This window comes from Blattabacterium cuenoti (assembly GCF_014252395.1).
In the GTDB taxonomy this organism is placed as follows: Bacteria; Bacteroidota; Bacteroidia; order Flavobacteriales; family Blattabacteriaceae; genus Blattabacterium; species Blattabacterium cuenoti_AA.
The window spans coordinates 65,749-90,412 of the sequence record NZ_CP059219.1; the positions used below are offsets into that span (position 1 = coordinate 65,749).

24 protein-coding genes are annotated in these 24,664 nt (G+C 22.4%); 15 read left to right on the top strand and 9 right to left on the bottom strand.

Annotated elements, in window-relative coordinates; translation table 11 throughout:
- Window position 1: 1 nt before the first annotated feature.
- Window positions 2–685 (top strand): endonuclease III domain-containing protein, encoded by a 684-nt coding sequence (locus H0H36_RS00265; RefSeq protein ID WP_185869658.1) that lies wholly within the window; start codon window positions 2–4, stop codon window positions 683–685.
- On the opposite strand, the gene H0H36_RS00270 is transcribed toward H0H36_RS00265, so the two are convergent.
- The 5 genes from H0H36_RS00270 to H0H36_RS00290 are packed head-to-tail and all read right to left on the bottom strand — an operon-like array spanning window position 636 to window position 5,030.
- Window positions 636–1,004 carry a DUF3127 domain-containing protein gene (locus tag H0H36_RS00270; protein WP_185869659.1) on the bottom strand — a complete coding sequence of 123 codons (369 nt, stop codon included), beginning with the start codon at window positions 1,002–1,004 and terminating at the stop codon, window positions 636–638. The genes H0H36_RS00265 and H0H36_RS00270 overlap by 50 nt on opposite strands.
- Before the next feature lie 4 nt (window positions 1,005–1,008).
- On the bottom strand, window positions 1,009–1,944 hold the full coding sequence (locus H0H36_RS00275) for an SPFH domain-containing protein (protein ID WP_185869887.1): 936 nt from the start codon (window positions 1,942–1,944) through the stop codon (window positions 1,009–1,011).
- 11 nt (window positions 1,945–1,955) lie between these two features.
- Entirely contained in the window at window positions 1,956–2,279 is a 324-nt protein-coding gene (locus H0H36_RS00280) for an iron-sulfur cluster assembly protein (protein ID WP_185869660.1), read from the bottom strand.
- Window positions 2,276–3,652, bottom strand: a complete 1,377-nt coding sequence (locus tag H0H36_RS00285; RefSeq protein WP_238786208.1) for a M16 family metallopeptidase — start codon at window positions 3,650–3,652, stop codon at window positions 2,276–2,278. Before H0H36_RS00285 ends, H0H36_RS00280 begins: the two co-directional genes overlap by 4 nt.
- A gap of 49 nt (window positions 3,653–3,701) precedes the next feature.
- Window positions 3,702–5,030: a M16 family metallopeptidase gene (locus H0H36_RS00290; protein WP_185869662.1), complete on the bottom strand. Its 1,329-nt coding sequence runs from the start codon at window positions 5,028–5,030 to the stop codon at window positions 3,702–3,704.
- Between the two features lie 131 nt (window positions 5,031–5,161).
- Between H0H36_RS00290 and H0H36_RS00295 the strand changes: the two genes are divergently transcribed.
- Genes H0H36_RS00295 through H0H36_RS00320 form a run of 6 tightly spaced genes read left to right on the top strand, consistent with a single transcriptional unit; the run spans window position 5,162 to window position 13,150 of the window.
- Window positions 5,162–6,454: a c-type cytochrome gene (locus H0H36_RS00295; RefSeq protein WP_185869663.1), complete on the top strand. Its 1,293-nt coding sequence runs from the start codon at window positions 5,162–5,164 to the stop codon at window positions 6,452–6,454.
- A gap of 44 nt (window positions 6,455–6,498) precedes the next feature.
- The gene (locus tag H0H36_RS00300) at window positions 6,499–9,423 is read left to right on the top strand and encodes a 4Fe-4S dicluster domain-containing protein (protein WP_185869664.1); all 2,925 of its coding nucleotides are present in this window, start codon (window positions 6,499–6,501) and stop codon (window positions 9,421–9,423) included.
- 18 nt (window positions 9,424–9,441) lie between these two features.
- A complete protein-coding gene (gene nrfD / locus H0H36_RS00305; protein ID WP_185869665.1) occupies window positions 9,442–10,809 on the top strand; it encodes an NrfD/PsrC family molybdoenzyme membrane anchor subunit in 1,368 nt (455 codons plus the stop codon).
- Window position 10,810: 1 nt separating this feature from the next.
- Window positions 10,811–11,347 (top strand): DUF3341 domain-containing protein, encoded by a 537-nt coding sequence (locus tag H0H36_RS00310; protein ID WP_185869666.1) that lies wholly within the window; start codon window positions 10,811–10,813, stop codon window positions 11,345–11,347.
- Window positions 11,348–11,359: 12 nt separating this feature from the next.
- Window positions 11,360–11,953 carry a c-type cytochrome gene (locus H0H36_RS00315; protein ID WP_185869667.1) on the top strand — a complete coding sequence of 198 codons (594 nt, stop codon included), beginning with the start codon at window positions 11,360–11,362 and terminating at the stop codon, window positions 11,951–11,953.
- On the top strand, window positions 11,954–13,150 hold the full coding sequence (locus H0H36_RS00320; RefSeq protein WP_185869668.1) for a hypothetical protein: 1,197 nt from the start codon (window positions 11,954–11,956) through the stop codon (window positions 13,148–13,150).
- Window positions 13,151–13,188: 38 nt separating this feature from the next.
- On the opposite strand, the gene H0H36_RS00325 is transcribed toward H0H36_RS00320, so the two are convergent.
- From H0H36_RS00325 to tsaB, 3 genes are all read right to left on the bottom strand, one after another.
- Window positions 13,189–13,884 carry a potassium channel family protein gene (locus H0H36_RS00325; protein ID WP_185869669.1) on the bottom strand — a complete coding sequence of 232 codons (696 nt, stop codon included), beginning with the start codon at window positions 13,882–13,884 and terminating at the stop codon, window positions 13,189–13,191.
- Between the two features lie 9 nt (window positions 13,885–13,893).
- The gene (locus tag H0H36_RS00330; protein WP_185869670.1) at window positions 13,894–15,642 is read right to left on the bottom strand and encodes a TrkH family potassium uptake protein; all 1,749 of its coding nucleotides are present in this window, start codon (window positions 15,640–15,642) and stop codon (window positions 13,894–13,896) included.
- Between the two features lie 115 nt (window positions 15,643–15,757).
- Window positions 15,758–16,417, bottom strand: coding sequence for a tRNA (adenosine(37)-N6)-threonylcarbamoyltransferase complex dimerization subunit type 1 TsaB (gene tsaB / locus H0H36_RS00335; RefSeq protein ID WP_185869671.1), 660 nt, complete (start codon window positions 16,415–16,417; stop codon window positions 15,758–15,760).
- 23 nt (window positions 16,418–16,440) lie between these two features.
- Between tsaB and nadE the strand changes: the two genes are divergently transcribed.
- From nadE to cysS, 3 genes are all read left to right on the top strand, one after another.
- The gene (gene nadE, locus H0H36_RS00340; protein WP_185869672.1) at window positions 16,441–17,226 is read left to right on the top strand and encodes an NAD(+) synthase; all 786 of its coding nucleotides are present in this window, start codon (window positions 16,441–16,443) and stop codon (window positions 17,224–17,226) included.
- Window positions 17,227–17,336: 110 nt separating this feature from the next.
- Complete coding sequence (gene folE / locus H0H36_RS00345) at window positions 17,337–17,960, top strand: GTP cyclohydrolase I FolE (protein WP_394366973.1); 624 nt, start codon at window positions 17,337–17,339, stop codon at window positions 17,958–17,960.
- Between the two features lie 3 nt (window positions 17,961–17,963).
- On the top strand, window positions 17,964–19,430 hold the full coding sequence (gene cysS, locus H0H36_RS00350) for a cysteine--tRNA ligase (RefSeq protein ID WP_185869673.1): 1,467 nt from the start codon (window positions 17,964–17,966) through the stop codon (window positions 19,428–19,430).
- Here cysS and H0H36_RS00355 read toward each other — a convergent pair.
- Entirely contained in the window at window positions 19,422–20,567 is a 1,146-nt protein-coding gene (locus tag H0H36_RS00355) for a trans-sulfuration enzyme family protein (RefSeq protein WP_185869674.1), read from the bottom strand. The genes cysS and H0H36_RS00355 overlap by 9 nt on opposite strands.
- Before the next feature lie 155 nt (window positions 20,568–20,722).
- Between H0H36_RS00355 and atpB the strand changes: the two genes are divergently transcribed.
- The 5 genes from atpB to atpA are packed head-to-tail and all read left to right on the top strand — an operon-like array spanning window position 20,723 to window position 24,662.
- Complete coding sequence (atpB, locus tag H0H36_RS00360; protein WP_185869675.1) at window positions 20,723–21,757, top strand: F0F1 ATP synthase subunit A; 1,035 nt, start codon at window positions 20,723–20,725, stop codon at window positions 21,755–21,757.
- A gap of 13 nt (window positions 21,758–21,770) precedes the next feature.
- Complete coding sequence (atpE, locus tag H0H36_RS00365; protein ID WP_185869889.1) at window positions 21,771–21,998, top strand: ATP synthase F0 subunit C; 228 nt, start codon at window positions 21,771–21,773, stop codon at window positions 21,996–21,998.
- Between the two features lie 10 nt (window positions 21,999–22,008).
- Window positions 22,009–22,497, top strand: coding sequence for a F0F1 ATP synthase subunit B (gene atpF, locus H0H36_RS00370; RefSeq protein WP_185869676.1), 489 nt, complete (start codon window positions 22,009–22,011; stop codon window positions 22,495–22,497).
- 13 nt (window positions 22,498–22,510) lie between these two features.
- Window positions 22,511–23,068 (top strand): ATP synthase F1 subunit delta, encoded by a 558-nt coding sequence (atpH, locus tag H0H36_RS00375; protein WP_185869677.1) that lies wholly within the window; start codon window positions 22,511–22,513, stop codon window positions 23,066–23,068.
- A gap of 13 nt (window positions 23,069–23,081) precedes the next feature.
- A complete protein-coding gene (gene atpA, locus H0H36_RS00380; RefSeq protein WP_185869678.1) occupies window positions 23,082–24,662 on the top strand; it encodes a F0F1 ATP synthase subunit alpha in 1,581 nt (526 codons plus the stop codon).
- The last annotated feature ends 2 nt before the right edge of the window (window positions 24,663–24,664 follow it).

Below are 24,664 nucleotides of genomic sequence, written 5' to 3' on the forward strand. Positions count from 1 at the left end.
CATGAATTTTTTTACAAAAAAAATAAAAATTATTGAAAGAATATTGGATTTTTTGTATCCTAATCCAATCAAAACATTATATTATATTAATGATTATACTTTATTGATAGCTATAATACTTACTTCTAAAAGCAAAGAACAAAAAGTAAATGAAATCACAAAAAAATTATTTAAAATAATAAAAGAACCTAAAGATATTGTTAATTTATCTCTTAAAAATTTAAAATTTTTTATAAAAAGTATAGGTTTATATAATATAAAGTCTAAAAATATTTATGATTTATCTATCATTTTAATAAAAAAATATAATGGAATAATTCCAAATAATATTCTAGAACTAGAATCTTTTCCTGGAGTAGGACATAAAACAGCATCTGTTTTTTTATCTATAACTAATAATTATGTTTTTCCTGTAGATACTCATATTCACAGAATGATGTATAGATGGAAATTGAGCAATGGAAAAAATGTAAAAAATACGGAAAAAGATGCTAAACGTATTTTCAATAAAAAAAATTGGAAAAAATTACATTTTCAAATTATTTTATATGGTAAAGAATATTCTCCATCAAAAAATTGGAATCTTAAAAAAGATATAATATACCAAGAATTAATAAATAATAATTTATTAAATGTTAAAATGGAAGATCATCAAAATCATCAGAAGATAAAGACGAAGGTATAACAGAAGATTTTTTTGATGAAGAATTACTACTACTATTTGAAATAGAATCTATTTCCTCTATTTTCCATCCTTGGATAGAATTAAAATATTTTATAATTCCTTCATTATTAGTCCATTCTCTACCTCTAATATTAATATAAATTTTTATTTTATCCTTTATTTTTATATTTTCTAATAAATCTACTTTATCTTGAATAAATTCAACTAATATATTTTGAGGATAAGGTTCTTCAGTAGTAATTACTATTTCTTTTTTTCTAAATCCACTATCAAATTTTTGAACTTCAAATATTTTTTTAATTATTCCTATTATTTCCATAAATTTATTTATTATTATTTTTTATTTTTTTTTTAATATTTTCTCCTATTTGATTAGAAATATTAAATGAAGTAATCATATTATTTAACATATCACTGGCAGATCCTGGAGAATTAGGAAGTAAAATCAAATTAGTATTTGTATTTTCTCCCATAGATTGAAGAGTATCATAATGTTGTGTTACAACTATCAAAGCAGATGCCTCTTGTGAATTAATACCTACATTATTCAATACTTCTACTGACTCTAAAATACCTCTAGCTATTTCTCTACGTTGATCAGCTGTTCCTTTTCCTTGTAATCTTTTACTTTCAGCTTCAGCTTTAGCTTTTGCTACTATTTTAATTCTATCAGCTTCAGCTTTATACTCAGCTGCTACTTTTTCTCTTTCCGCTGTATTAATACGATTCATAGCATGTTTTACTTGTTCATCTGGATCAAGATCTGTAACTAATGCTTTAATTATGGAATATCCATAATTTAACATGGCACCTTTTAATTCTCCTTTTACTACAAGAGCTATATGATCTTTTCTTTCAAAAACATCATCTAAACGCATTTTTGGAACTTCTGCTCTAACAACATCAAATATATAAGAAGTAATTTGGGCATGAGAATTATCTAATTTATAAAAAGCTTCATATACTTTATCTTTTATTACTTGAAATTGAACAGATATTTTTACTTTTACGAAAACATTATCTTTAGTTTTAGTATCTATTAAAATATCTAATTGTTGAATTTTCAATGTCAATTTTCCTACTATATGATCAATAATAGGAATTTTAAAATTTAATCCAGCATGACGAATACTATGAAATTTTCCCATTCTTTCAATAATAGCAGCTGTTTTTTGATTTATTATAAAAATAAAACTTGAAAATATAGATAAAATTAAAATAAGTATTATTCCATAAAATAGTAAATTAAAAATACTCATATTTAAAAAATTCATAAAAAACCTAATTCTAAACGTGCTTCTTCACTCATAAATTCTCTACTCCAAGGAGGATCAAATGTTAATACAACATTAACATTTTTAACTTCGTTTATTGATTTTATTTTTTTTTCCACTTCAAGTGGTAAACTTTCTGCAACTGGACAATTTATAGTAGTTAAAGTCATTATAATTTTTACTTCTTTTTTATAAGAAATTTGAATATCATAAATAAGACCAAGTTCATAAATATCTACTGGAATTTCCGGATCATATACTTTTTTTAATACAGAAACAATAGAATCTTCTAAAGATTGATAATTATTGCTTATATTCATATTTTTTTAATTAAAGATCCAAATTGATTAAAATATCGAATAGGATAACCTAACTTTTTTATATTTGGTAATATATCATTTGCTTTTCCAATAATCAAAATACGACCATTTTTCGTATTAAAAAATTTTTTACATGATTTATGCACATCTATTACGGTAGTAGATTCTATTTTTTCTAAATAATTTTTATAAAATCCATTTGGAAGATTATTTTTTAATTCACAAATAAAAAGATCACTAATTCTATTTGGATCTTCTAAATCCAAAATAAATTGACCTTTTATTTCCTTTTTTTTGATATTTAACTCTTCAAGAGAAACTTTATTTTTTGTTATTTTTTCAATTTCTTCTAAAATATCTTTAATTGCATTTTCTGTAACTTCATTTCTAACTTGTGTATAAACAGAAAAATAACCTATATTTTTATCGGATTTTAAAATAGAGTAAGCTCCATAAGTATATGCTTTTTTTTCTCTAAGATTTAAAAATAAACGGCTTTGAGGTCCTCCTCCCAAAATACCATTCGCTAAAATAGAAGAAAAATATGATGGATCACTTTTCTTAAAACAAACAGGTCCTCCAAAACAAATAGAAGATTGAGTAAGAGAAGGTACATCTACTATATCTATTTCTATTTTAGAAGGTAAAATATATTTTTCTATAAGTGGTTCATCAACATATTCTTTTTTTTTCCACTTAGAAAAATAAATATTACACAATTTTTCTGCTTCTTTTTTAGAAATATCTCCTATAAAAGATAAATATGATATATTAGGAATATAATATTTTTCATATAATTTTTTCAAGTCTTTTAATGTTATATTTTCAATAGTTTCAGGAGTTTCATATTCTCCATAAGGATGTCCTTTTCCAAAGTATAAAATATTTCTAACACGTTGTAAAATAGAATTTGGATCTTTTTCTGAAATACTAATATCTATGATTCTTTGTTTTTTTATTTTATTTAATTCTCTAAAATTATCAAATTTACTATTCATTAAAACATCACTCATAATAGAAATAGATTTTTCTAAATGTTTTTTTAAAGTAAAAATAGATATTTCAGAAAAAGAAGTATAAAAATTTACACCCATGTAATCAATAATATCATCTAACTGTTCTTTAGAATAATTTTTTGTTCCAGAACGAAGCATTTGTCCAAAAACTTTTTGTATTCCTGCTTTATCTTTTTCCAAAAAAGAATTAAAATTTAATTCTAATCCAACTCTTACTAAAGGTAATTTGTGATTTTCAACTATTAAAACCTTTAATCCATTTTTCATTTGAAAAAATTTAGGTTTTTCTATATTTATAATAGTTTTCCTCTTTAAGGATTTAGGTGGTATACTACGATTTATTGTATGAGAAAGCATAGTTATATAAAAAAAAATTGTTACAATAAAAAAAATTGTATTTTTTATGTTATTTTTGATCTGGAACATTGTACAAGCGTACTCTATTATTTTTATTTAAATATTTATTAGCTACTCTTTTAATATCTTCTATAGATATAGAATAATATTTTTCTATATCAGTATTAATTAAAGTGGTATTTTTATAATATAGATGATAATGAGATAAGTTAGCAGCTATTCCACTCATGGAATAATTATCTGATATAAATTTTTTTTCAAAACAATTTATTTGTTTTTTTAATTCATATTGTGTAATTCCTTTTTCTTTTAAAAGATCAATTTCTTCATCTATTATTTTTGTTAATTGATTCAAATTTGTTCCATGATTAACCAATCCATATATAATAAAAATTCCATAATCTTCCATTGCATCTAAAAAAGAACCTGCATAAGATGCTATTTGTTTGGTATTTACTACATTTTTCATTATACGTGAACTTTCTCCATAAGAAAGCACATGATCTATTATTTTTAATACATATGAATCTTTATCCGTTATTTTTGGAACTCTATAAGATAAAAAAACTCCAGGAACTTTTATATTTTTATCTTTATAAGTATAAAATATTTCTTTATTTATAGGATCTTCTATCATTTTTTTCATTTTAAAATTCATTTTTCCTTTTGGAATAGATGAAAAATATTCCTTAATTAATTTTTTGGTTAAATTCATTTTAAAATCTCCTGCAACAACTAAAATAGCATTATTTGGAACATAATAAGTTTTATAAAATTCTTTATAATCATTTTCTGTAGCTGAATCTAAATCTTTATTGTATCCAATAATTGGATATTTATATGGATGTTTTTTAAATAATAAAAATGGTATTACTTCTGTAAGTGCAGTTACATATGGTTGATTTTCTATACGCATTTTTTTTTCTTCTTTTACCACTTTTCTTTGTATGTTAATACTTTCTTTATCTACTTTAGCATGTAACATTCTTTCTGATTCTAACCACAAAGCTAACGGAAGACGATCAGATGGCAATATTTCATAATAACATGTTTCATCATAATTAGTATAAGCATTATTTTGTCCTCCATTAGATGCTATATATTTAAAATATTCACCTCTTTTTATATTTTTAGATCCTTCAAACATAAGATGTTCAAAAAAATGAGCAAATCCAGATTTTCCAAGTGTTTCATTTTTACTTCCTACATGATATAATACAGAAACTGAAACTAAAGGATTAGTATTATCTTGATGTAAAATGACGTGTAATCCATTTGATAATTTTTCTTCTACAAATTTAATTTTATACAAATTTTTGGAATTTAAATGATTAAATATCATAATTAACATTAAGAAAAAAAGAAAAAACCGATTCATATAACAAATTTAAAAATTCAAAATTAAAGATTCAAATAAAGAAATTTACGAATTTTTTTTTTTCAAAAAATGAGATTTTTTTCTTTTATTCTATTTTTGTTAAATAAAACAACCATGAAGTTGATTGTATTATGAAAAAAATTTTATTTCCTATTTTCCTTTTTTCATTTATTTTTTTGTTAAAATCTGAAGATATAACAGGAAATCCTGAAAATGGGTTATATATTTTTAAAAAAAATTGTACTACATGTCATTCTATCAAATTAAAAGAAGAAATGATAGGACCAGCTTTACATGGAGTAACAGAAAGAAGAAGTAGAGAATGGTTGATTAAATGGATTAAAGATAACAAATCTTTAAGAGAAAGTGGAGATAAAAATGCTATAGCTATTTACAAAAAATACAATAATGTAGAAATGAATTCATTTTCTACATTATCTGATAATCAGATAGATGATATTCTTTCTTTTATAAGAAATCCAAATATAAAAAAAGATATAGATAAAAAAAATAATAAAATAGAAGTAACAGAAATAGGAGAAAAAAAATTTTTAATTAAACTAATTATTTTTTGTTTTAGTATATTTTCTTTAATATCTTTTTGGGTTTTATATAGAATTTATATTTTAACTAAGTTACTTAATGAAACAAAAGAAGATCCTGTTTTCAAAAAGATAGATTTCCCTATAAATATTTTATACAAAAAATTTTTAGGAAGAAAAAAAAATAAGTGGTATTTGTTATCTTCTTTTATGATTTTTTTTGTTTTATTAGGAATATATGGTATTTGGAGTTTTATGATGAAAATTGATGTTAATAAAGGTTATAAACCAGAACAACCTATTTATTTTTCTCATAAAATACATTCTGGTATCAATGAAATTGATTGTCAATATTGTCATTTTACTGCTAAATATGGTAAGGTTTCTGGTATACCATCTGCTAATGTTTGTATGAATTGTCATATAACTATTGATGAATATAATGGAAATTATATAGAAAAAGGAAAAAGTATAGATTATTATAATAAAGAAATACAAAAAATATACTATGCGGTAGGATGGGATCCAAAAAAAAGAAAATATTCTGAAAAAACTCATCCCATTAAATGGGTTAGAATACATAATATGCCAGATTTTGTTCATTTTGATCATTCTCAACATATAATAACTGGAGAAAAAATGATAAAAAAGTTTAAAAATGTAGATTTAATATGTCAAGCATGTCATGGAGAAGTTCAAAAAATGGATCAAGTAGAAATGTCTAACAATTTTACTATGGAATGGTGTATTTCTTGTCATAAGAATGCAGAAATAGATAAAAATAATCAATATTATAAATACCATTTTCCAATTACAAATAATAATAAAAAAATAACCGTAGATATGATTGGTGGAACAGAATGTGCCAAATGTCATTATTGAATGAGAAAAAAAATGAAAAGGATTAATTAATTTTTGTATCGTTTATGAATAATAAAAAAGAAATAATAACATATAATCCAGTAAAAAACTTTTTTAATGAAAAAAGTTCTAGAAGAGATTTTCTTAAATGGATAGGATTTAGTACGGCTTCAGTAGCTTTAGCAGCTTGTAAAGGACCAGTTATTAAATCTATTCCTTATGTTGTTAAACCAGAAGAAATTACTCCAGGAGTACCTACTTATTATGCTTCTACAATGATTGATTCTTTTGATTTAGCATGTGTTCTAGTAAAAACTAGAGAAGGACGTCCTATAAAAATAGAACCTAATGTTTTTTCAAAATATTTTAATACAACTTCATCAAGAATACAATCTTCTTTATTATCTCTTTATGATGAAGAAAGATTAAAGAATCCTTTTTTAAAAGGGAAAAAATGTTCTTGGAATCAGATAGATAATTATATTTTAAAAAAATTAGAATATATATATAAATCTGGAAAAGATATAATCTTTATATCTTCTTCTTTTCCAAGTTTTTCTACAAAAAAATTAATTCAAGATTTTAAAAAAACATATTCAAATACTAAATGGATAACTTATGATGCCGTTTCATATTCTAAAGCATTAGATGCTGCAGAATCAGTTTTTGGAATTCGTGCCTTTCCTATTTTTAATTTAGAAAAATCTAATTTAATAATTTCATTTGATGCTGATTTTTTAGGTGATTGGAGTCCAGAAAACATGGCAAAATATTATGTAAAAAGTAGAAATCCAAAAAATTCTATGATGCAACATATTCAAATTGAGTCTAATATGACTATTTCTGGAGCTAACGCAGATATTAGAATATCTAAAATTCCTTCTGATATTAAGAATATGTTATTAGAAGTATATAAATATATTTTTTTTGGAAAAAAACCTAAAAATAAAACATCAAAAAAAATAGCATTTTTAATAAAAGAAAAGGGATCCAAAAGCGTTATTTTTGCAGATGGAGATAAAGAATCTTATGAGTTATCCTTTTTAATAAATAAAAAAATTAATAGCGAAACATTACAAAATGATAGGTATATTTTATCAAAAGAAAGTAATGATAAAAAATTTATCAATTTTTTTAAAAATTTTAAAGAAGACAAAATTGGAGGTATTTTTATTCATAATACTAATCCTTTATATAGTCTTCCATTATCATTATCTACTAAAATAAAAAATATTTTAAAAAAAATACCTTTAACTGTATCTTTTTCTACAAAAAAAGATGAAACTAACGAAATAATGAAGGTATTAGCCCCTATACCACATTGGCTTGAGTCTTGGGGGGATACTAATCCTATTAATAATGTTTATACACTTATACAGCCCACTATTCAATCAATTTTTAATACAAGACAATTACAAGATTCCTTAATAATTTGGGGGAAAATTAAAGAAAGTAATTATTATGAATATTTAAAAAAAACTTGGGAAAAATATATTATACCTAAATCTAATGTTTCTTCTTTTAATGAAGCTTTATACCATGGATTTATAGAAATAAACGATAAAAATAATATTTTATATAAAAATGTAAATAAAAAAATAGAGTATTACAAAGAAAATAAATTATTAGAAAAAAAAGATCTAAATTTTGAACTTAGACTATACACAAAAATAAGTATGGGAGATGGCCATCAATATAATAATCCTTGGTTACAAGAGTTTCCAGATCCTATAACACGTACTACTTGGGATAATTATTTGACTATGTCGTATATTGATGCAAAAAGAATAGGATTAAAAAATTGGAATATAGGAGATGGATCTTTGAATGGAAATTGTGTAGATTTAATCAAAAATAGTAAAATATTCATTAAAAATTTACCTGTTTTAATTCAACCTGGACAAGCTATAGGTTCTATAGGATTAGCTTTTGGATATGGTCAAAAAAAAGGAAAACTATATAATGGAAAAAATGCCTATAAAGTATATGAAGATTTTAATATAATACAATATAATATAAAAATAAAAAAATCTAGAAAAATACATGAATTTGCTTGTGTACAATTGCAAAATACAACAGTAGGAAGAGATTTAATTAAAGAAACAGATTTAGATTCTTTTTTAAAAAAACCTAAAGAAGTTTGGAATCATGAGGAAAAAATATCTATCAACAATACAATAATACCCATAGATCATATTTCTATGTGGGAAGAAAAAAATAAAAAAGAAAAAAGTGGACATCATTTTAATCTATCTATAGATTTAAATGCTTGTATTGGATGTGGAGCTTGTATTATAGCATGTCATTCAGAAAATAATGTTCCTGTTGTAGGAAAAAAAGAAATAAGAAAATCTAGAGATATGCATTGGTTACGTGTAGATAGATATTATAGTGATGAAAAAAAATATAAAAAAGAAATAAATAATCCAAAAGTATCTTTTCAACCTATTATGTGTCAACATTGTAATTATGCACCTTGTGAAACAGTATGTCCAGTTGGGGCTACTACTCATGGAAAACAAGGTCAAAATATGATGGCTTATAATCGTTGTGTAGGAACTCGTTATTGTGCAAATAACTGTCCTTATAAAGTTAGACGTTTTAATTGGTTTAATTATGCTAATAATCAAAAATTTGATTTTAATATGAATAATACACTAGGAAAAATGGTACTTAATCCTGACGTAGTTGTTAGAACTAGAGGTGTTATGGAAAAATGTTCTTTATGCATACAAAAAACACAATATGTTATTGGAATAGCTAAAAAACAAAATAGAAAAATAAAAGATAAAGAATTTGAAACTGCTTGTAGTATTTCTTGTCCTACAAAAGCTATTACTTTTGGAGATATTAATGATAAAAATAGTATTATTTATAAAAAAATAAAGGATTCCAGAACTTATAAACTTCTTGATTTTATAGGAGTACAACCTAATATATCTTATCAATTAAAGATTCATAATAATAAAAATAAAGAAGAAATAATATAAAAATGAAATAGAAAAATTATGTCAAATCATTATGATTATTCTTCTATTAGAAGACCATTAATTTTAGGTAAAAAAACATTAAAAAATATTACCGATGACATATTAAAACCTATAGAAAGTAAAGCAAGTAATTTATGGTGGATTGCTATATTTATATCTTTATTTGCTTTTATTTGGGGGTTAATATGCATTTTTTATACAATTGGTACAGGTATTGGAGTATGGGGGTTAAATAGAACTATTAATTGGGCATGGGATATTACTAATTTTGTTTGGTGGGTTGGAATTGGTCATGCTGGAACTTTAATTTCTGCTGTTTTATTATTATTTAGACAAAAATGGAGATTATCTATTAATCGTTCTGCAGAAGCAATGACTATTTTTGCAGTTATTCAAGCTGGTTTATTTCCTATCATTCATATGGGAAGACCATGGAATGCTCATTGGGTTTTACCTATACCTAATCAATTTGGTACTTTATGGCCTAATTTTAATTCTCCACTATTGTGGGATGTATTTGCTATTAGTACTTATTTTTCTGTATCCACAGTTTTTTGGTTTATGGGATTAATACCTGATTTTGCAATGATACGAGATAGAGTAACTGATCCTTTTCAAAAAAAAATTTATAGTATTCTTAGTTTTGGTTGGGGAGGAACTTCTAAAGATTGGCAAAGATTTGAAGAACTTTCCTTAGTTTTGGCTGGTTTATGCACACCATTAGTTTTTTCTGTACATACTATAGTTTCTTTTGATTTTTCTACTTCTGTAATTAAGGGATGGCATAGTACTATATTTCCTCCTTATTTTGTAGCAGGAGCTATATTTTCAGGTTTTGCTATGGTACAAACTTTATTAGGTGTTGCAAGAAAAGTTCTTTCTTTAGAAAGTTATATTACAAGAAATCATATAGAATATATGAATATGATTATATTATTAACAGGTGGAATTGTTTTATTAGCTTATATAACAGAGTTTATTCTTGCATGGTATTCTGGTAGTATTTTTGAAAAATTTATTTATTTTTCTGCAGAAGCTTCTAAAGGACCATTTTGGTGGGCTTTTTGGGCTTTAATTATTTGCAATATAATTATTCCACAATTTTTGTGGATAAAATCTGTGCGAAGAAGTTTTTTTTGGTCTTATATAATAGCTATCATTATAAATATAGGAATGTGGTTTGAAAGATTTGATATAATAGTTTTGAATTTAAGTCATGATTATCTTCCATCTTCTTGGACAGGTTTTATTCCATCATTTGTAGATGTTGGAATATTTATAGGAACTATTGGCTTATTTTTTGTTCTTTATTTATTATATATACGAGTTTTTCCAGTTATTTCACAATCAGAATTAAAAACAATATTAAAAACTGATAAAAAATAAAATGAATAGATCTAAATTTTTTAATGTATATGCATTGTATGAAAATGACGAAAAACTTTTAAATAGCATTAAAATTATTATAAATAATAATTTTAGTATACATGAAGTGTATTCTCCTTTTCCTATTCATAATCTAAACAAAATATTAAAACTTAAAAAAAGTAATTTATCTTTTCTCTCTTTTATATATGGATTATTTGGTTTTTTTATATCTAGTATATTTATTTGGTATACTATGATTTTTGATTGGCCTCAAAATATTGGAGGAAAACCATCTTTTTCTTGGATAAGAAATATTCCTTCATTTATTCCTGTAATATTTGAATTATCCATATTTTTTTCTGCTCATTTTATGTGTATTACTTATCTTGTTCAATGTAAATTATTTCCAGGATTTATTCGAAAAAATCCTGATTTTAGAACTACTGATAATATGTTTTTAATAGAAATACATACAGAAATAAATACAAAAAAATTAGTTTCTTTATTAAAAGAAAATGGAGCTAAAGAGATTAAAATAAATACTATTCTTTACTAAGAATCATAATTTATGAATCAATATTTATTATTTTTAATTATTATTATATCTTTATCTTCTTGTTGGTTTGATAAAAAAAAACCAAATATAGTATATATGCCTGATATGTATTATTCTGATGCATATGAACCTTATTCGGATCCATATTTTGATTACAATAAAAAATATAAAAAAATAAAAATTTCTTTTTTTATAAAAGGAAAAACTTCTAGTCTTTTACCAGTAAAAGGAACTGTTTCTAAAAACAATTTTTATAACTTTAATATTAAATCTTATAAAGATTTTAATTATTTTAAAAAAATAAAAAAATATCCCTTTTTAGTAAAAGAAGTAAATGAAAAAATAGAAATAATTGAAACAGGAAAAAAATTATATAAAATTAATTGTTCTATATGTCATGGAGATAATGGAGATGGACAAGGTCAACTAGTAAAAAATGAAAAAATTTTAGGAATTCCTAATTATAAAGAAAGAGATATTACTATTGGAAGTGTTTATTATGTTATTACATATGGTAAAAATAATATGAATTCTTATGCTTCTCAATTAAATGAAATAGATAGATGGAAAGTAGCAGAATATGTTATTTTATTAAAAAATAAATAAATGTATATTTTTTGTAAAAGAAAAAAAATAATTATTATATCAATAATAATTATAGGATTAATTATTATTTTATTTAATTTATTTAATAATATAAAAAAAGAAAGAATATATTATGAACTTTTTACAGGATTATATACTTCTATTTTTTATTTTACTTCTATATCTTTAGGATCATTATTTTTCTTAGTATTACAAAATGTATCAAAGTCTGGTTGGTCCATTATAATTCATCCAATTATGGAAGAAGTATCTTCTTTTATTCCATATGGAGGTTTTATGATTCTTATAATTATATTTTTAAACACTTCAGATATTATTCATATGTTTCATTGGATGGATACTGATTTATATAACCCTAATTCATTAAAATATGATAAAATTATTGCAAGTAAAGAAATGTTTTTAAATATTCCATTTTTTTTAATAAGAAGTTTTATTTATGTATTAGGATGTAGTTTTTTTTATTTTAAAATAAAAAAAATTTCTAAAGTATTAAATGTTACTTCATCTTTAAATGATTATAAAAAATTAAATTTTATATCTATTATTTATATTATTTTTTTTTCTATTATTTCTATATTCATGTCATGGGATTGGATCATGTCTTTTAATCCTCATTGGTTCAGTACTTTATTTGGATGGTATATTTTAAGTAGTACTATTATTACAGGAATTTCAATGATTACAATGATTGCTATTTATCTGAATAAAAAAAAATATTTTACTTTATTCAATAAAAATCATTTACATGACTTAAGTAAATATTTATTTTCTAGTAGTTTATTATGGACTTATTTTTGGTTTTCTCAATTTTTACTTTATTGGTATGGAAATATTCCAGAGGAAATTTCTTTTTTTATAAAAAGAGAAGAAAATTATAATTACATCCATTTTTGGATGTTAATTCCAAATTTTATAATTCCTTTTTTTACATTAATAAGTAGTAAAAATAAAATTAATTCAAATATAGTATTTTCAGTAGGATTAATTTTAATGATTGGTCATTATATAAATATATATAGCATTATATATCCAGATTTAAATGTAAAATTTGGAATGTATGAAATAGGTTCTATCCTATTAATAGGAGGACTTTTTATTTATATTTTATTTTCAAATCTTAATAAAAAAAAATTATATTCTATAGGTCATCCTTTTTTTAAAGAAAGTAAAAATTACAAATATCCTTACATGTAATTTTACAAATTATTAATTTAAAATTCAAAATATTATTTTTATTTAATATTTTTATCTTTTAAAAAATTCATTATAGATTTATTAGACCCAAAAATAGTTAATATATCTCCTTTTTGCAAAATAGTATCTCCTGTTACTAATCCTATTACTTTTCTTGTAGAATTCTTTTTAAAGGACATAGGATTTTTTATATCTCGTATTACAGTAATTAAAGAAACATAATACTTTTGTGTTAGTTTTAAACTTTTAACTGATTTTCCACTAAAAGAAAATGGAGAAAAAACTTCTGCTATAGAATGTTTATTATCTACTCTAAAATAATCTAAAGCATAATTAAAAGATATTTGTTTAGTTAATCTAAATGCAGCGTCTTGTTCTGGATGAACGACATCATTAATTCCCATAGCTTCTAAAATTGTATCATGTATTTTAGATAAAGATCTACTTACTATTCTAAGATGTTTATATTTTTTTTTTAATATAGCAGTAGTTATTATTGATGATCCTTCATTTTCTCCGATAGCCACAATTCCTAAATTAGCTTGTTGTATAGGTAATACTTTATAAGCAGATTCATTATTTGCATCCATACATACTACATTTGCAATATGATCTTTTAACAAATCTACCTTTTCTATTTTATGATCTATACCAAATACTTCATGTCCATTATCTGTTAAATTAAGAGCTAAAGATCTTCCAAAATTTCCTAAACCAATAATGATAATTTTCATATTATTTTCTTAATTTATAAGAATATTTGCTTTAGAATATCTATAATAATAAGAAGAAATAATTTTATTTTTTTTTCTTAATAAGCCAATCATAACATTGAATACTCCTATTCTTCCTAATAACATTAAAAATATTAAAATTAATTTACTTCCATTAGATAAATTAGAAGTAATACCTAAAGATAATCCTGAAGTTGAAAAAGCAGAAAAAACTTCAAAAGAAATAGATAAAATATCTTTTTTTGGATCCAAAAAAAGAATAATTAAAATACTTATATATATTACAATTAAAGATAACATAATAATTGAAAAAGATAATCTAATCAAATTTGATGATATTTCTTTTCTTTGTATTTCTAATCTATTTTTTCCTTTAGATAAAGAAATAATATTCATTAAAGCTAATGCAAAAGTACTTGTTTTTATTCCACCACCAGTTGAAGCTGGAGATGCTCCTATCCACATTAAAAAAATAGTGAATAAAATTGTAGGAGGTGCTAAGGAACTCATTTTTAATACATGAAATCCTGCTGTTCTAGATGTAGCAGATGAAAAAAAAGAAACAATACATTTACCTAAAAAAGAAGTATGTTCTAAAAGAGAATAATGATATTCACTTATATAATAAAAAATTGTACCAAAAAAAAGTAAAAAAGAAGTTGTAAGTACTACTATTTGTGTATTTAAAGTAACTATTTGTATAGGACATATAAAATATTCATCTTTAAAAATTTTATAAAAATATTTTTTTATAATGAACCATATATATGTAAAAAAATTAAATAAAATATTAAAACCTATTCCTCCTAATATTAATAAAAAAGCTATAATTAATTGTAGTAAATAGTTAAATCTTACTGGTTCTGAATAAAGACCTTGACTAAGAGTAGAAAACCCACTATTACAAAAAGCAGATATAGAATGAAATATAGAAAAAAACAAAATACTATCAGATTCTATTCTATTTTTATCAATAGATAAATAAATTAGTAATGCTCCTATAAATTCTATTGTTATAGTAAATAAAACAACTTTTACTGCTAAACTTAATACATTATTTGTAGTTTTAGTATTTAAAAAATTGCTAATGAAAATAGCTTCTTTAAAAGAAAATCCATCTCTAAAAAAATAACTAAAAAAAGAAGTTATAGTCAAAATACCTAATCCTCCTAATTCAATCAAAATTAAAATAATTATTTTTCCAAAATAAGTAAAATCCTTAGCTGTATCTAATACTATTAAACCAGTTACACATACTGCACTAGTAGAAGTAAATAAAGCGTCTATAAATGATATTTTTTTTACTGTAGAAGATGGTAGCATTAATAAAAAAGATCCTATAAAAGATAAAAAAACAAAACTTGTAATAAATATATAGGCAGGATTATGTATTTTAATATATACTACTCTCATAAAATAAGTGAATCGAATTAGTATATATAAGGTTAAGTTAATATATAAAAATATTTTTATATCATTTGTTATTTTTTTTTCATGTAAAATTTTATAAAAAGAAAAAATAAGAGGTATAAATAATATAAAAAAAGATAATAAAATCATAGATTTATAACCTTTTTCAATGGTTTTATCAAAAAGAATAAAAAAATGTAAAAAACATATGATTAATACTATTCCTATAAGGAATTTAATATTAAAAAATTGATTTATATAATTTTTCCATCCTAAAGAAATAATTATATAAAAAAATATAATTGGAGTTGTTATTTTTAATATATTTCTAAATCTGATTTGAATCATGATTTTTATGAAATATTTTTAATTTTTTTTTTTTTTTGCAATTATTACATTTTTTTTATAAAATATAAACTATATCGTTCATTTAATAAATTTTATACTTTATAATAAAAGGTATTTATAAATAAAATGGAATAAATTTATCAATATTATGAAATTTTTTTTTACAAAATTTTTCGTAAGAAATAAGAGACATATCCATTGCAGATGGATATTTTTTATAAAAAAATTCATTTTTTATATTAAAATTTTTTCCATATAAAGTTTTATGTAAAAATTCAAAAAATTCTATGTTTGCTATAAAACATACTTTTTTATTTTTTATCTTTTTTAAAAATTTTTTACTAAACATTTTTACAGATTTTATAGAACTTAATCTCTTTTTTGATTCATTAAATAATGAAACGTAAAATAAGTCTGACTTAGTATGTATTATAGGAATAAAAAAATCACTTTTTATATTTATTTTTTGAATCATAATTGTTAAAGAATCTATTGATAATAGAGGAATACCTAAAGAATAACACAAACCTTTAGCTGCAGATGATCCTATCCTTAAAGAAGTATAAGATCCTGGCCCCTCACTTACACAAACAGATTGTATATTTCTAATATTTATATTGGAAATATTTATAACATATTGTATAAATGTATGTAATTTTTCTGAATGAAAATATTGATCTGAAAGTTCTTCTATGTAAGATAAACATTTTCCATTTTCAGCAATACTTATTGAACAATTTTTAGTAGAAGTTTCTAAATTTAGAATTAAAGACATACAATTTAAAAATTAATAATATTATGAAATATGAAAAAGTAATTAAATATATTGTATGCTGGTTAAAAAAATATATTAATAAACATAAATCTAATGGTTTTATTATTGGAATATCTGGTGGAATAGATTCTTCTGTAACGTCTTTTTTAGTATCTATGACAAAATATCCTACTTTAGTGTTAGAAATGCCTATTTTAGAAAATGAAAAAAATATTTTATCTAAAAAACATATAAATTTATTAACTACTAAATTTTCAAATGTTCATTATTTAAAAAAAGATTTATCTATTTTATTTACTTCTTTTTGTCATACAATTAATGTTAATCAAAAAATAAAAAATACAGATTTAGCGTTAGTTAATGTTAAATCTCGTATACGTATGTTAACTTTATATTATTATGCTAATTTAAAAAATTATCTTGTTGTTGGAACAGGAAATAAAGTAGAAGATTTTGGAGTTGGATTTTTTACTAAATATGGAGATGGAGGAGTAGATTTACATCCAATAGCAGATTTAACTAAATCTGAAGTTCGTTTTATAGCTAAAAAATTAAATATTCTTGATGAAATTCAAAAAGCAAAACCAACAGATGGACTTTGGGAAGATAAACGTTCAGATGAGGAACAATTAGGTGCTACTTACGAAGAATTAGAATGGGCTATGAATATGAAAAAAAAAGAAAATTATAACTTTTCTAAAAAAGAAAATAATATATTAAAAATATACCAAAAATTACATAAAAAAAATAAGCATAAAATAATAAAAATACCAGTTTGTAAAATCCCTAAAATTTTAAAAAAATTTTAAACTTTAAAAAATGATGTTTACTAACATACAAAATCATTTTTGTAACTTTATTTTATCATGTATTAATTTTTCTTTATGATGGAAGAAAAAAAAAAAACAATAAAAATTATATTTTTGATAATAATTATGATTATCCTTTGAGGAAAGATGCTTTTCTTATGAATGATGAAGAAAAAATTAAAAAAATAGAAAAATACTTTTTTAAAATAATGGATCTATTAGGTTTAGATATGAAAGATGATAGTTTACGTCGTACACCAAAACGTGTAGCAAAAATGTTTATACAAGAAATATTCAGTGGATTAAATCCAAAATTAACACCTAAAACTTCTATTTTTGAGAATAAATATAAATATAATCAAATGTTAATAGAAAAAAATATAACAGTGTATTCTACATGTGAACATCATTTTCTTCCTATTGTAGGTAAAGCTCATGTTGGTTATATTTCTAATGGAAAAGTAATAGGTCTATCTAAAATAAATAGAATCGTAAATTTTTATGCAAAAAGACCACAAGTTCAAGAACGTTTAACTATACAAATAGTTGAATCACTTCATAAAATATTAGAAACAAAAGACGTAGCTTGTGTTATAGAAGCAAAACATTTATGTGTAAATTCTCGTGGAATTCAAGATGTAAATAGTCAAACTATTACTACTGAATTGATAGGATCTTTCAAAAAAAATTCAGAAATACGAAAAGAATTTTTTAATCATATTGGAATTTCCTAGAAAATGAAATATAAAAATTTAACAAATGATATACAAAATCATTTAAAAATATATAATTCTTTAACAGGTAAAAAAGAATTTTTTAAACCTATACATAATAATAAATATGTAGGCATTTATGTTTGTGGACCTACAGTTTATAATTATTTACATATAGGAAATTGTCGTACATTTATATCATTTGATATTGTTTATAGATATTTAAAACATTTAGGTTATAAAGTACGTTATGTAAGAAATATCACTGATGTAGGACATTTAGAAAATGAAAAGGATAATGGAGAAGATAAAATTTGTAAAAAATCACGTATAGAAGGTATTGAACCTATGGAAATAGTTCAAAAATATACTATTCATTTTCATAAATTATTAAATATTTTAAATATATTACCTCCAAATATAGAACCTACTGCAACAGGACATATTATAGAACAAATAGATATAATTAAGAAATTAATTTCTAATAAATTAGCATATGAAATAAACGGATCTGTTTATTTTGATTTAAATCAGTATTGTAAATTATATTCTTATGGAATTCTTAGTAAGAATAAAATTAAAAAACTTTTTAATCAAAAAATTTCTTTTTCAGAAGAAAAACGATCTTATCAAGATTTTTCTCTTTGGAAAAGAGCACATTATAATCATATTATGAAATGGAATTCTCCATGGGGAGAAGGATTTCCTGGTTGGCATATAGAATGTACTACTATGAGTACTAAATATTTAGGAGAATATTTTGATATTCACGGAGGAGGAATAGATTTAAAATTTCCTCATCATGAATGTGAAATAGCACAAGCTATAGGAGCTTATAACAATAATTTTGTACGTTATTGGATGCATACTAATATGTTAACTTTAAATGGGAAAAAAATGAGTAAGTCTACGAATAATTTTTTGTATTTAGATGATGTAATAAATAAATTTAAATTATCACCTAGTATACTTAGATTTTTTATTTTAAAAACACATTACAGAAATATTCTTAATTTTTCGTATGAAGATTTTTTAAATGCTAAAAAAGGATTTTATAAAATAATGAAATCTATAAATATATTAAATAATATAAATTCAGAAATTACAAAAGAAAATAATATTTTTAATGTAAAAAATTGGATTTATGATTGTTATAAATCTATTAATGATGATTTTAATATTCCTTTATTGATTACACATTTATTTAAAGCTACTCATTTTATTAATTCATTTTATATTAAAAATATGGATAAATATCATATTTTTTTATTTAAAAAATATATGAATTATTTTGTTTTTGATATTTTAGGTCTTCAATATAAAGAAAAAAATACTTCAAAAGAAGATTCTGATAAATTAAAAAAACTTATTAAAAAATTAATAGAGATCCGTATAGAAGCAAGAAAACAAAAAAATTGGATCTTATCAGATAGAATACGTAAAGAATTATATTCTATAGGAATTTCATTAAATGATGAAAAATTATTTTAAAGCTTGATCTATATCGTCTATAAGATCTTCTATGTTTTCTATACCAAGGGATAAACGAATCAAAGAATCTTGTATTCCTGCATTAATTCTTATTTCTAAAGGAGTAGATTTATGTGTCATAGTAGATGGATGACAAATTAAACTTTTTGTTCCTCCTAAACTTTCTGCTAATTTAAATATCTTAGTAGATGTCACTATTTTTTTAGATGATTCTATTGTATCATTTTTAAGACTAAAAGATACTATTCCTCCAAAATATCGTTGTTGTTTTAATGCTATTGAATGATTTTTATGATATGATAATCCTGGATAATATACTTTATCAATACAAGAATCTTTTTTTTTATCTAAAAAAGAAGCAATTTTAAATGCATTTTCAGATTGCTTCTTGACACGTAAATATAAAGTTTGACTTCCTCTTATAGTTAACCAACAATCAATAGGTGATAAAACTCCTCCAGTTGCATTTTGAATATATTTTAATTTTTCATATAATTTTGGATCTTTTACTGTAATTAATCCGGCTAATACATCTGAATGTCCTGCTAAATATTTTGTTGCACTATGAATTATTATATCCGCTCCTAATTTAATAGGATTTTGAATAGCAGGAGAAGCAAAAGTATTATCAACTACAATTAATACTTTTGGATTTATTTTTTTAGATTTTTTACTAATAGATTTTATATCAGAAATTTTTAAGGTAGGATTAGTAGGAGTTTCTAACCAAACTAATTTAGTATTATTAGATACTAATGAAGTAGATTTTTCAGTATTAGTTGTATCTACAAATTTAGTATTAATACCTAATTTTTTATACAAATTTAATAAACGAAAAGTTCCTCCATAAATATCATCTACTGCTATTATTTCATCTCCATATTTTAATAATTTTATAACTGCATCTATAGATGCTAATCCTGATGAAAAAGCTAAACTAGCATAACCATATTCTAAATCCGTAATTAAATGTTCTAATATTTTCCTAGTAGGATTATTTGTTCTTGTATAATCAAAACCTTTATGAATTCCAGGGGCTTCCTGTACATAAGTTGAAGTTTGGTATATAGGTGTAGAAATAGCACCTGTAAGAGGATCTGATAAAATGCTTTGAATAAGCTTTGTTTCTTCCTTCATTATAAATAAAATTTCGAACAATATTGTATACAAATGTACTCTTTCAATTCAAAAAATGAAAATTCAATTTTTTATGTAAAAAATTATTTTATATAAAAAACAATTTGTTTTTGGAAAAGATCTAAATTTGTTTATTAATTTTCTTTAAAAAAATAATGATTTTAAAAAAAATATTATTATTCTTTTTATTTTTTTGTATTTTTTCTTTTGTTAAATCTAATAATTCAGATAATAATAAGATATCTAATACAATTATTGAACATATTACTGATTCTCATGAATGGAATATTATTGGTTCTTCCAAAAATGGAATTATTTTTTCTTTACCTGTATTTTTATGGAATAATGGATTAGAATATTTTTCTTCTTCTCAATTTTCATCAGAAAAAGTAGTAAAAGGTAAGTATGGATTTTATAAAATGTTCCATGAAAGAATATATAAAACTAATTCTTATGGAACTTTATATATAGATACAAAAGGAATTCCAAAAAATGAAAAACCATTAGATTTTTCTATTACAAAAAATGTGATATCCATTATGATATCTGTTATTTTATTATGTTATTTTTTTATACGAATGAAATATAGTTATAAAAACAATCAAATTAAATGGAATTTTGGTATTCTTTTAGAATTTTTAATTTTGTTTATACGAGATAAAATCGCTATTCCTAATATAGGAAAAGAAAAATATAGATCATATTTTCCTTTTTTGTTAACATCTTTTTTTTTCATATTAGTTAATAATTTAATAGGTATTATACCAGGATTTCCTAATGTAACTGGTAATATAAATATTACATTTGTTTTAGCAGGTATAACATTTTTAATAAGTAATATTAATGCAAACAAAAGTTATTGGAAACATACTTTTTGTATGCCAGGAGTTCCAATAGGAATTAGATTTTTATTAGCACCTATAGAATTTATTGGAATTTTTATTAGACCATTGACATTGTGTATTCGATTATTTGCTAATATTACTGCTGGACATATAATTATTTTAAGTTTTATATGTCTTATTTTTATTTTTAAAAATTTTTTTATAGCTGGTTTTTCCGTTATTTTCGGTTTTTTTATTTCTATGTTAGAAATTATGGTATCCTTTTTACAAGCTTTTATTTTTACAACTTTATCTTCTTTACTTATAGGGATATCTGTCAAAAATTATGAAAATAAAATTCATTAAAAATATAAACAATATGGATATAGATTTAACTTACTCAGGTTTAGCCGCTTTAGGAGCTGGTCTTGCAGTAATAGGAGCCGGTTTAGGAATTGGTAAAATAGGAGGTTCTGCAATGGAATCTATTGCTAGACAACCTGAAGCTTCAGAAAAAATACAAAATGCTATGATTATAGCAGCTGCGCTTATAGAAGGAGCAGCTTTATTTGGTATAGTAACTGCTTTATTAGCTGTTTTTAAATAAATTTTAAAATATGGATTTGGTAACTCCTTCTGTTGGATTGATTTTTTGGCATACAATAATATTTGTTACATTAATGTTATTTCTTTCCAAATTTGCTTGGAAACCAATAATCAATTTTATTGATCAAAGAGAAAAAAAGATTCAAATATCTATTGAAAAAGCAGATATAATAAAAAAAGAATTGATAGATGTAGAAAATAAAAAGAAAAAAATATTAAAAGAAATTCATATGAAGAGGGATATAATTTTAAAAGAAGCGCTTCAAATTAAAGAAAAAATAAAAATAAAGGCTAAAAAAGAGGGATTGATAGAAAAGAAAAAAATTATTGAAGAAACAATAAAAAGTATTAAAATAGAGAAAGAAGCTGTATTAAATGAATTAAAAAATAAAATAGGAGGTATATCTGTCAAAATAGCAGAAAAAATATTAATAAAAGAATTAAATCAAACAAATAAACAAGATGAATTTATAAAAGAATTGGTAGATAAATTTTACTAATTTTATATCAAAAATGTTTTATAATAAAAAAAAAATAATTAAACATTATGCTAATGTTCTTTTTGAACATTCAAAAAAAATGAATTTGACAAAATTTAATTGTTTTTATCATAAAATAAAAAAAATATATTATTTATTACATAAAAATCATGATTTTAATAAAATTATTTATAGTAAAATATTTATTGATCAAAAAATAAAAATTTTCGAAAAAATTTTTTTATCTTTTGATATTTTACTTTTTAATTTTATAAAATTATTAATTTTAAAAAAAAGAGAATTTCTTTTAAAAGAAATTTTTTTAGAGTATCAAAAAATATATAAAAAAGAAAAAGGATTCATTGAGTGTTCTATTATATCTGCATATCCTTTAAGTATAAATATACAAAAAAAAATTGCACATAAAATAACCCTTTTTGAATTTGAATATGTAGATAAAAAATTTCATATAATTAATAAAATAGATAAGTCTATTATTGGAGGATTTATATTTATTATAGGAAATAAAGAATGGGATATTAGTATTAAAAAACAATTTTTTTTATTAAAAAAAACATTTAAAAATTATTAAATAAAATTTTTATATGTCTGATTTAAAATATTCTGAAATATCATCGATACTTAAAGAACAATTATCAAATTTTAAATTTGAATCAAAATTGAGTGAATATGGTATTATTGTTCAAGTAGGAGATGGAGTAGTTAGATCTTTTGGTCTTAATAATGCTTTTTATGGAGAATTGATAGAATTCCATTCTGGAATAGTAGGCATAGTTTTTAATTTAGAAGAAGATCATGTAAGTATTGTATTACTTAGTTCATCTAAAAATATAAAAGAAGGAGATACAGTAAGAAGAACAGGTAAAATTTTTTCTATAAAAGTAGGAGAAGGAATGTTAGGTCGTGTAGTAAATGTATTAGGAAATCCTATTGATGGAAAAGGACCTATAAAAGGTGAATTATTTGATATGCCTTTAGAAAGAAAGGCTCCAGGTGTTATTTATAGAGAACCTGTTAAAGAACCACTTCAAACTGGTATCAAATTTATAGATTCTATGATTCCCATAGGAAGAGGTCAGAGAGAATTAATTATAGGAGATAGACAAACTGGAAAAACAACTATAGCTATTGATACTATAATTAATCAAAGAAAATTTTTTGAAAAAAAAAATACAGTTTATTGTGTTTATGTGGCTATTAGTCAAAAAGGATCTGCAATTGCAAGAATTAATAAAATTTTAGAAGAAAATAGAGCTATGGAATATACAGTTATAGTTGCAGCAAAATCTTCTGAATCTGCTTCAATACAAGTATATTCTCCTTTTTCAGGTACTACTATTGGTGAATATTTTCGTGATACGGGTCGTTCTTGTTTAATAATATATGATGACCTATCAAAACAAGCTGTTTCTTATAGAGAAATATCTTTATTATTACGTCGTCCTCCTGGACGAGAAGCTTATCCAGGAGACGTTTTTTATTTACATTCTCGTCTTTTAGAACGTTCAGCTAAAATTATAAAAGATCAAAAAATGGCTGAAAAAATGAATAATATTCCAAAATCTATTAAAAATAATATAAAAGGTGGAGGATCGTTAACAGCTATGCCTATTATTGAAACTCAATCTGGAGATATATCTTCTTATATACCTACTAATGTTATTTCTATTACAGATGGACAAATATTTTTAGAAAAAGATCTATTTAATTCTGGAATTAGACCTGCAATAAATGATAGCATATCTGTTTCTCGTGTTGGTGGAGCAGCTCAAATTCAATCTATGAGAAAAGTATCAGGGACTCTTAAATTAGATCAAGCACAATTTAGAGAATTAGAATCTTTTTCAAAATTTGGTTCTGAATTAGATCCTTCTACTATGAAAATATTAAAAAAAGGAAAAATTAACGTAGAAATATTAAAGCAAACTGCTCATTATCCATATGATATAGAGGATCAAATTGCTATTATTTATGTGGGAACTACAAATATTTTACAAGATTTTCCTATTGATAAAGTTTTAGATTTTGAAAAAGAATATCTTTTTTATTTAAAAGAAAAACATGAAAACTTATTAAAATCTTTAAAAAATGGTATTCTTAATGAAGAAATATCTAAAATTTTAGAAAAAGTAGCATTTGAAATTAGTAGGAAATATATTTATTAATT

Coding starts and splice junctions, on each gene's coding strand:
- atpF (WP_185869676.1), top strand. CDS start 22,009: ATGGATTTGGTAACTCCTTCTGTTGGATTGATTTTTTGGCATACAATA.
- H0H36_RS00295 (WP_185869663.1), top strand. CDS start 5,162: ATGAAAAAAATTTTATTTCCTATTTTCCTTTTTTCATTTATTTTTTTG.
- H0H36_RS00330 (WP_185869670.1), bottom strand. CDS start 15,642: ATGATTCAAATCAGATTTAGAAATATATTAAAAATAACAACTCCAATT.
- nadE (WP_185869672.1), top strand. CDS start 16,441: ATGAAATATGAAAAAGTAATTAAATATATTGTATGCTGGTTAAAAAAA.
- atpH (WP_185869677.1), top strand. CDS start 22,511: ATGTTTTATAATAAAAAAAAAATAATTAAACATTATGCTAATGTTCTT.
- H0H36_RS00280 (WP_185869660.1), bottom strand. CDS start 2,279: ATGAATATAAGCAATAATTATCAATCTTTAGAAGATTCTATTGTTTCT.
- nrfD (WP_185869665.1), top strand. CDS start 9,442: ATGTCAAATCATTATGATTATTCTTCTATTAGAAGACCATTAATTTTA.
- H0H36_RS00265 (WP_185869658.1), top strand. CDS start 2: ATGAATTTTTTTACAAAAAAAATAAAAATTATTGAAAGAATATTGGAT.
- H0H36_RS00290 (WP_185869662.1), bottom strand. CDS start 5,030: ATGAATCGGTTTTTTCTTTTTTTCTTAATGTTAATTATGATATTTAAT.
- H0H36_RS00355 (WP_185869674.1), bottom strand. CDS start 20,567: ATGAAGGAAGAAACAAAGCTTATTCAAAGCATTTTATCAGATCCTCTT.
- H0H36_RS00270 (WP_185869659.1), bottom strand. CDS start 1,004: ATGGAAATAATAGGAATAATTAAAAAAATATTTGAAGTTCAAAAATTT.
- H0H36_RS00310 (WP_185869666.1), top strand. CDS start 10,811: ATGAATAGATCTAAATTTTTTAATGTATATGCATTGTATGAAAATGAC.
- tsaB (WP_185869671.1), bottom strand. CDS start 16,417: ATGTCTTTAATTCTAAATTTAGAAACTTCTACTAAAAATTGTTCAATA.
- atpE (WP_185869889.1), top strand. CDS start 21,771: ATGGATATAGATTTAACTTACTCAGGTTTAGCCGCTTTAGGAGCTGGT.
- H0H36_RS00275 (WP_185869887.1), bottom strand. CDS start 1,944: ATGAGTATTTTTAATTTACTATTTTATGGAATAATACTTATTTTAATT.
- H0H36_RS00315 (WP_185869667.1), top strand. CDS start 11,360: ATGAATCAATATTTATTATTTTTAATTATTATTATATCTTTATCTTCT.
- H0H36_RS00320 (WP_185869668.1), top strand. CDS start 11,954: ATGTATATTTTTTGTAAAAGAAAAAAAATAATTATTATATCAATAATA.
- H0H36_RS00325 (WP_185869669.1), bottom strand. CDS start 13,884: ATGAAAATTATCATTATTGGTTTAGGAAATTTTGGAAGATCTTTAGCT.
- atpB (WP_185869675.1), top strand. CDS start 20,723: ATGATTTTAAAAAAAATATTATTATTCTTTTTATTTTTTTGTATTTTT.
- cysS (WP_185869673.1), top strand. CDS start 17,964: ATGAAATATAAAAATTTAACAAATGATATACAAAATCATTTAAAAATA.
- H0H36_RS00300 (WP_185869664.1), top strand. CDS start 6,499: ATGAATAATAAAAAAGAAATAATAACATATAATCCAGTAAAAAACTTT.
- H0H36_RS00285 (WP_238786208.1), bottom strand. CDS start 3,652: ATGCTTTCTCATACAATAAATCGTAGTATACCACCTAAATCCTTAAAG.
- atpA (WP_185869678.1), top strand. CDS start 23,082: ATGTCTGATTTAAAATATTCTGAAATATCATCGATACTTAAAGAACAA.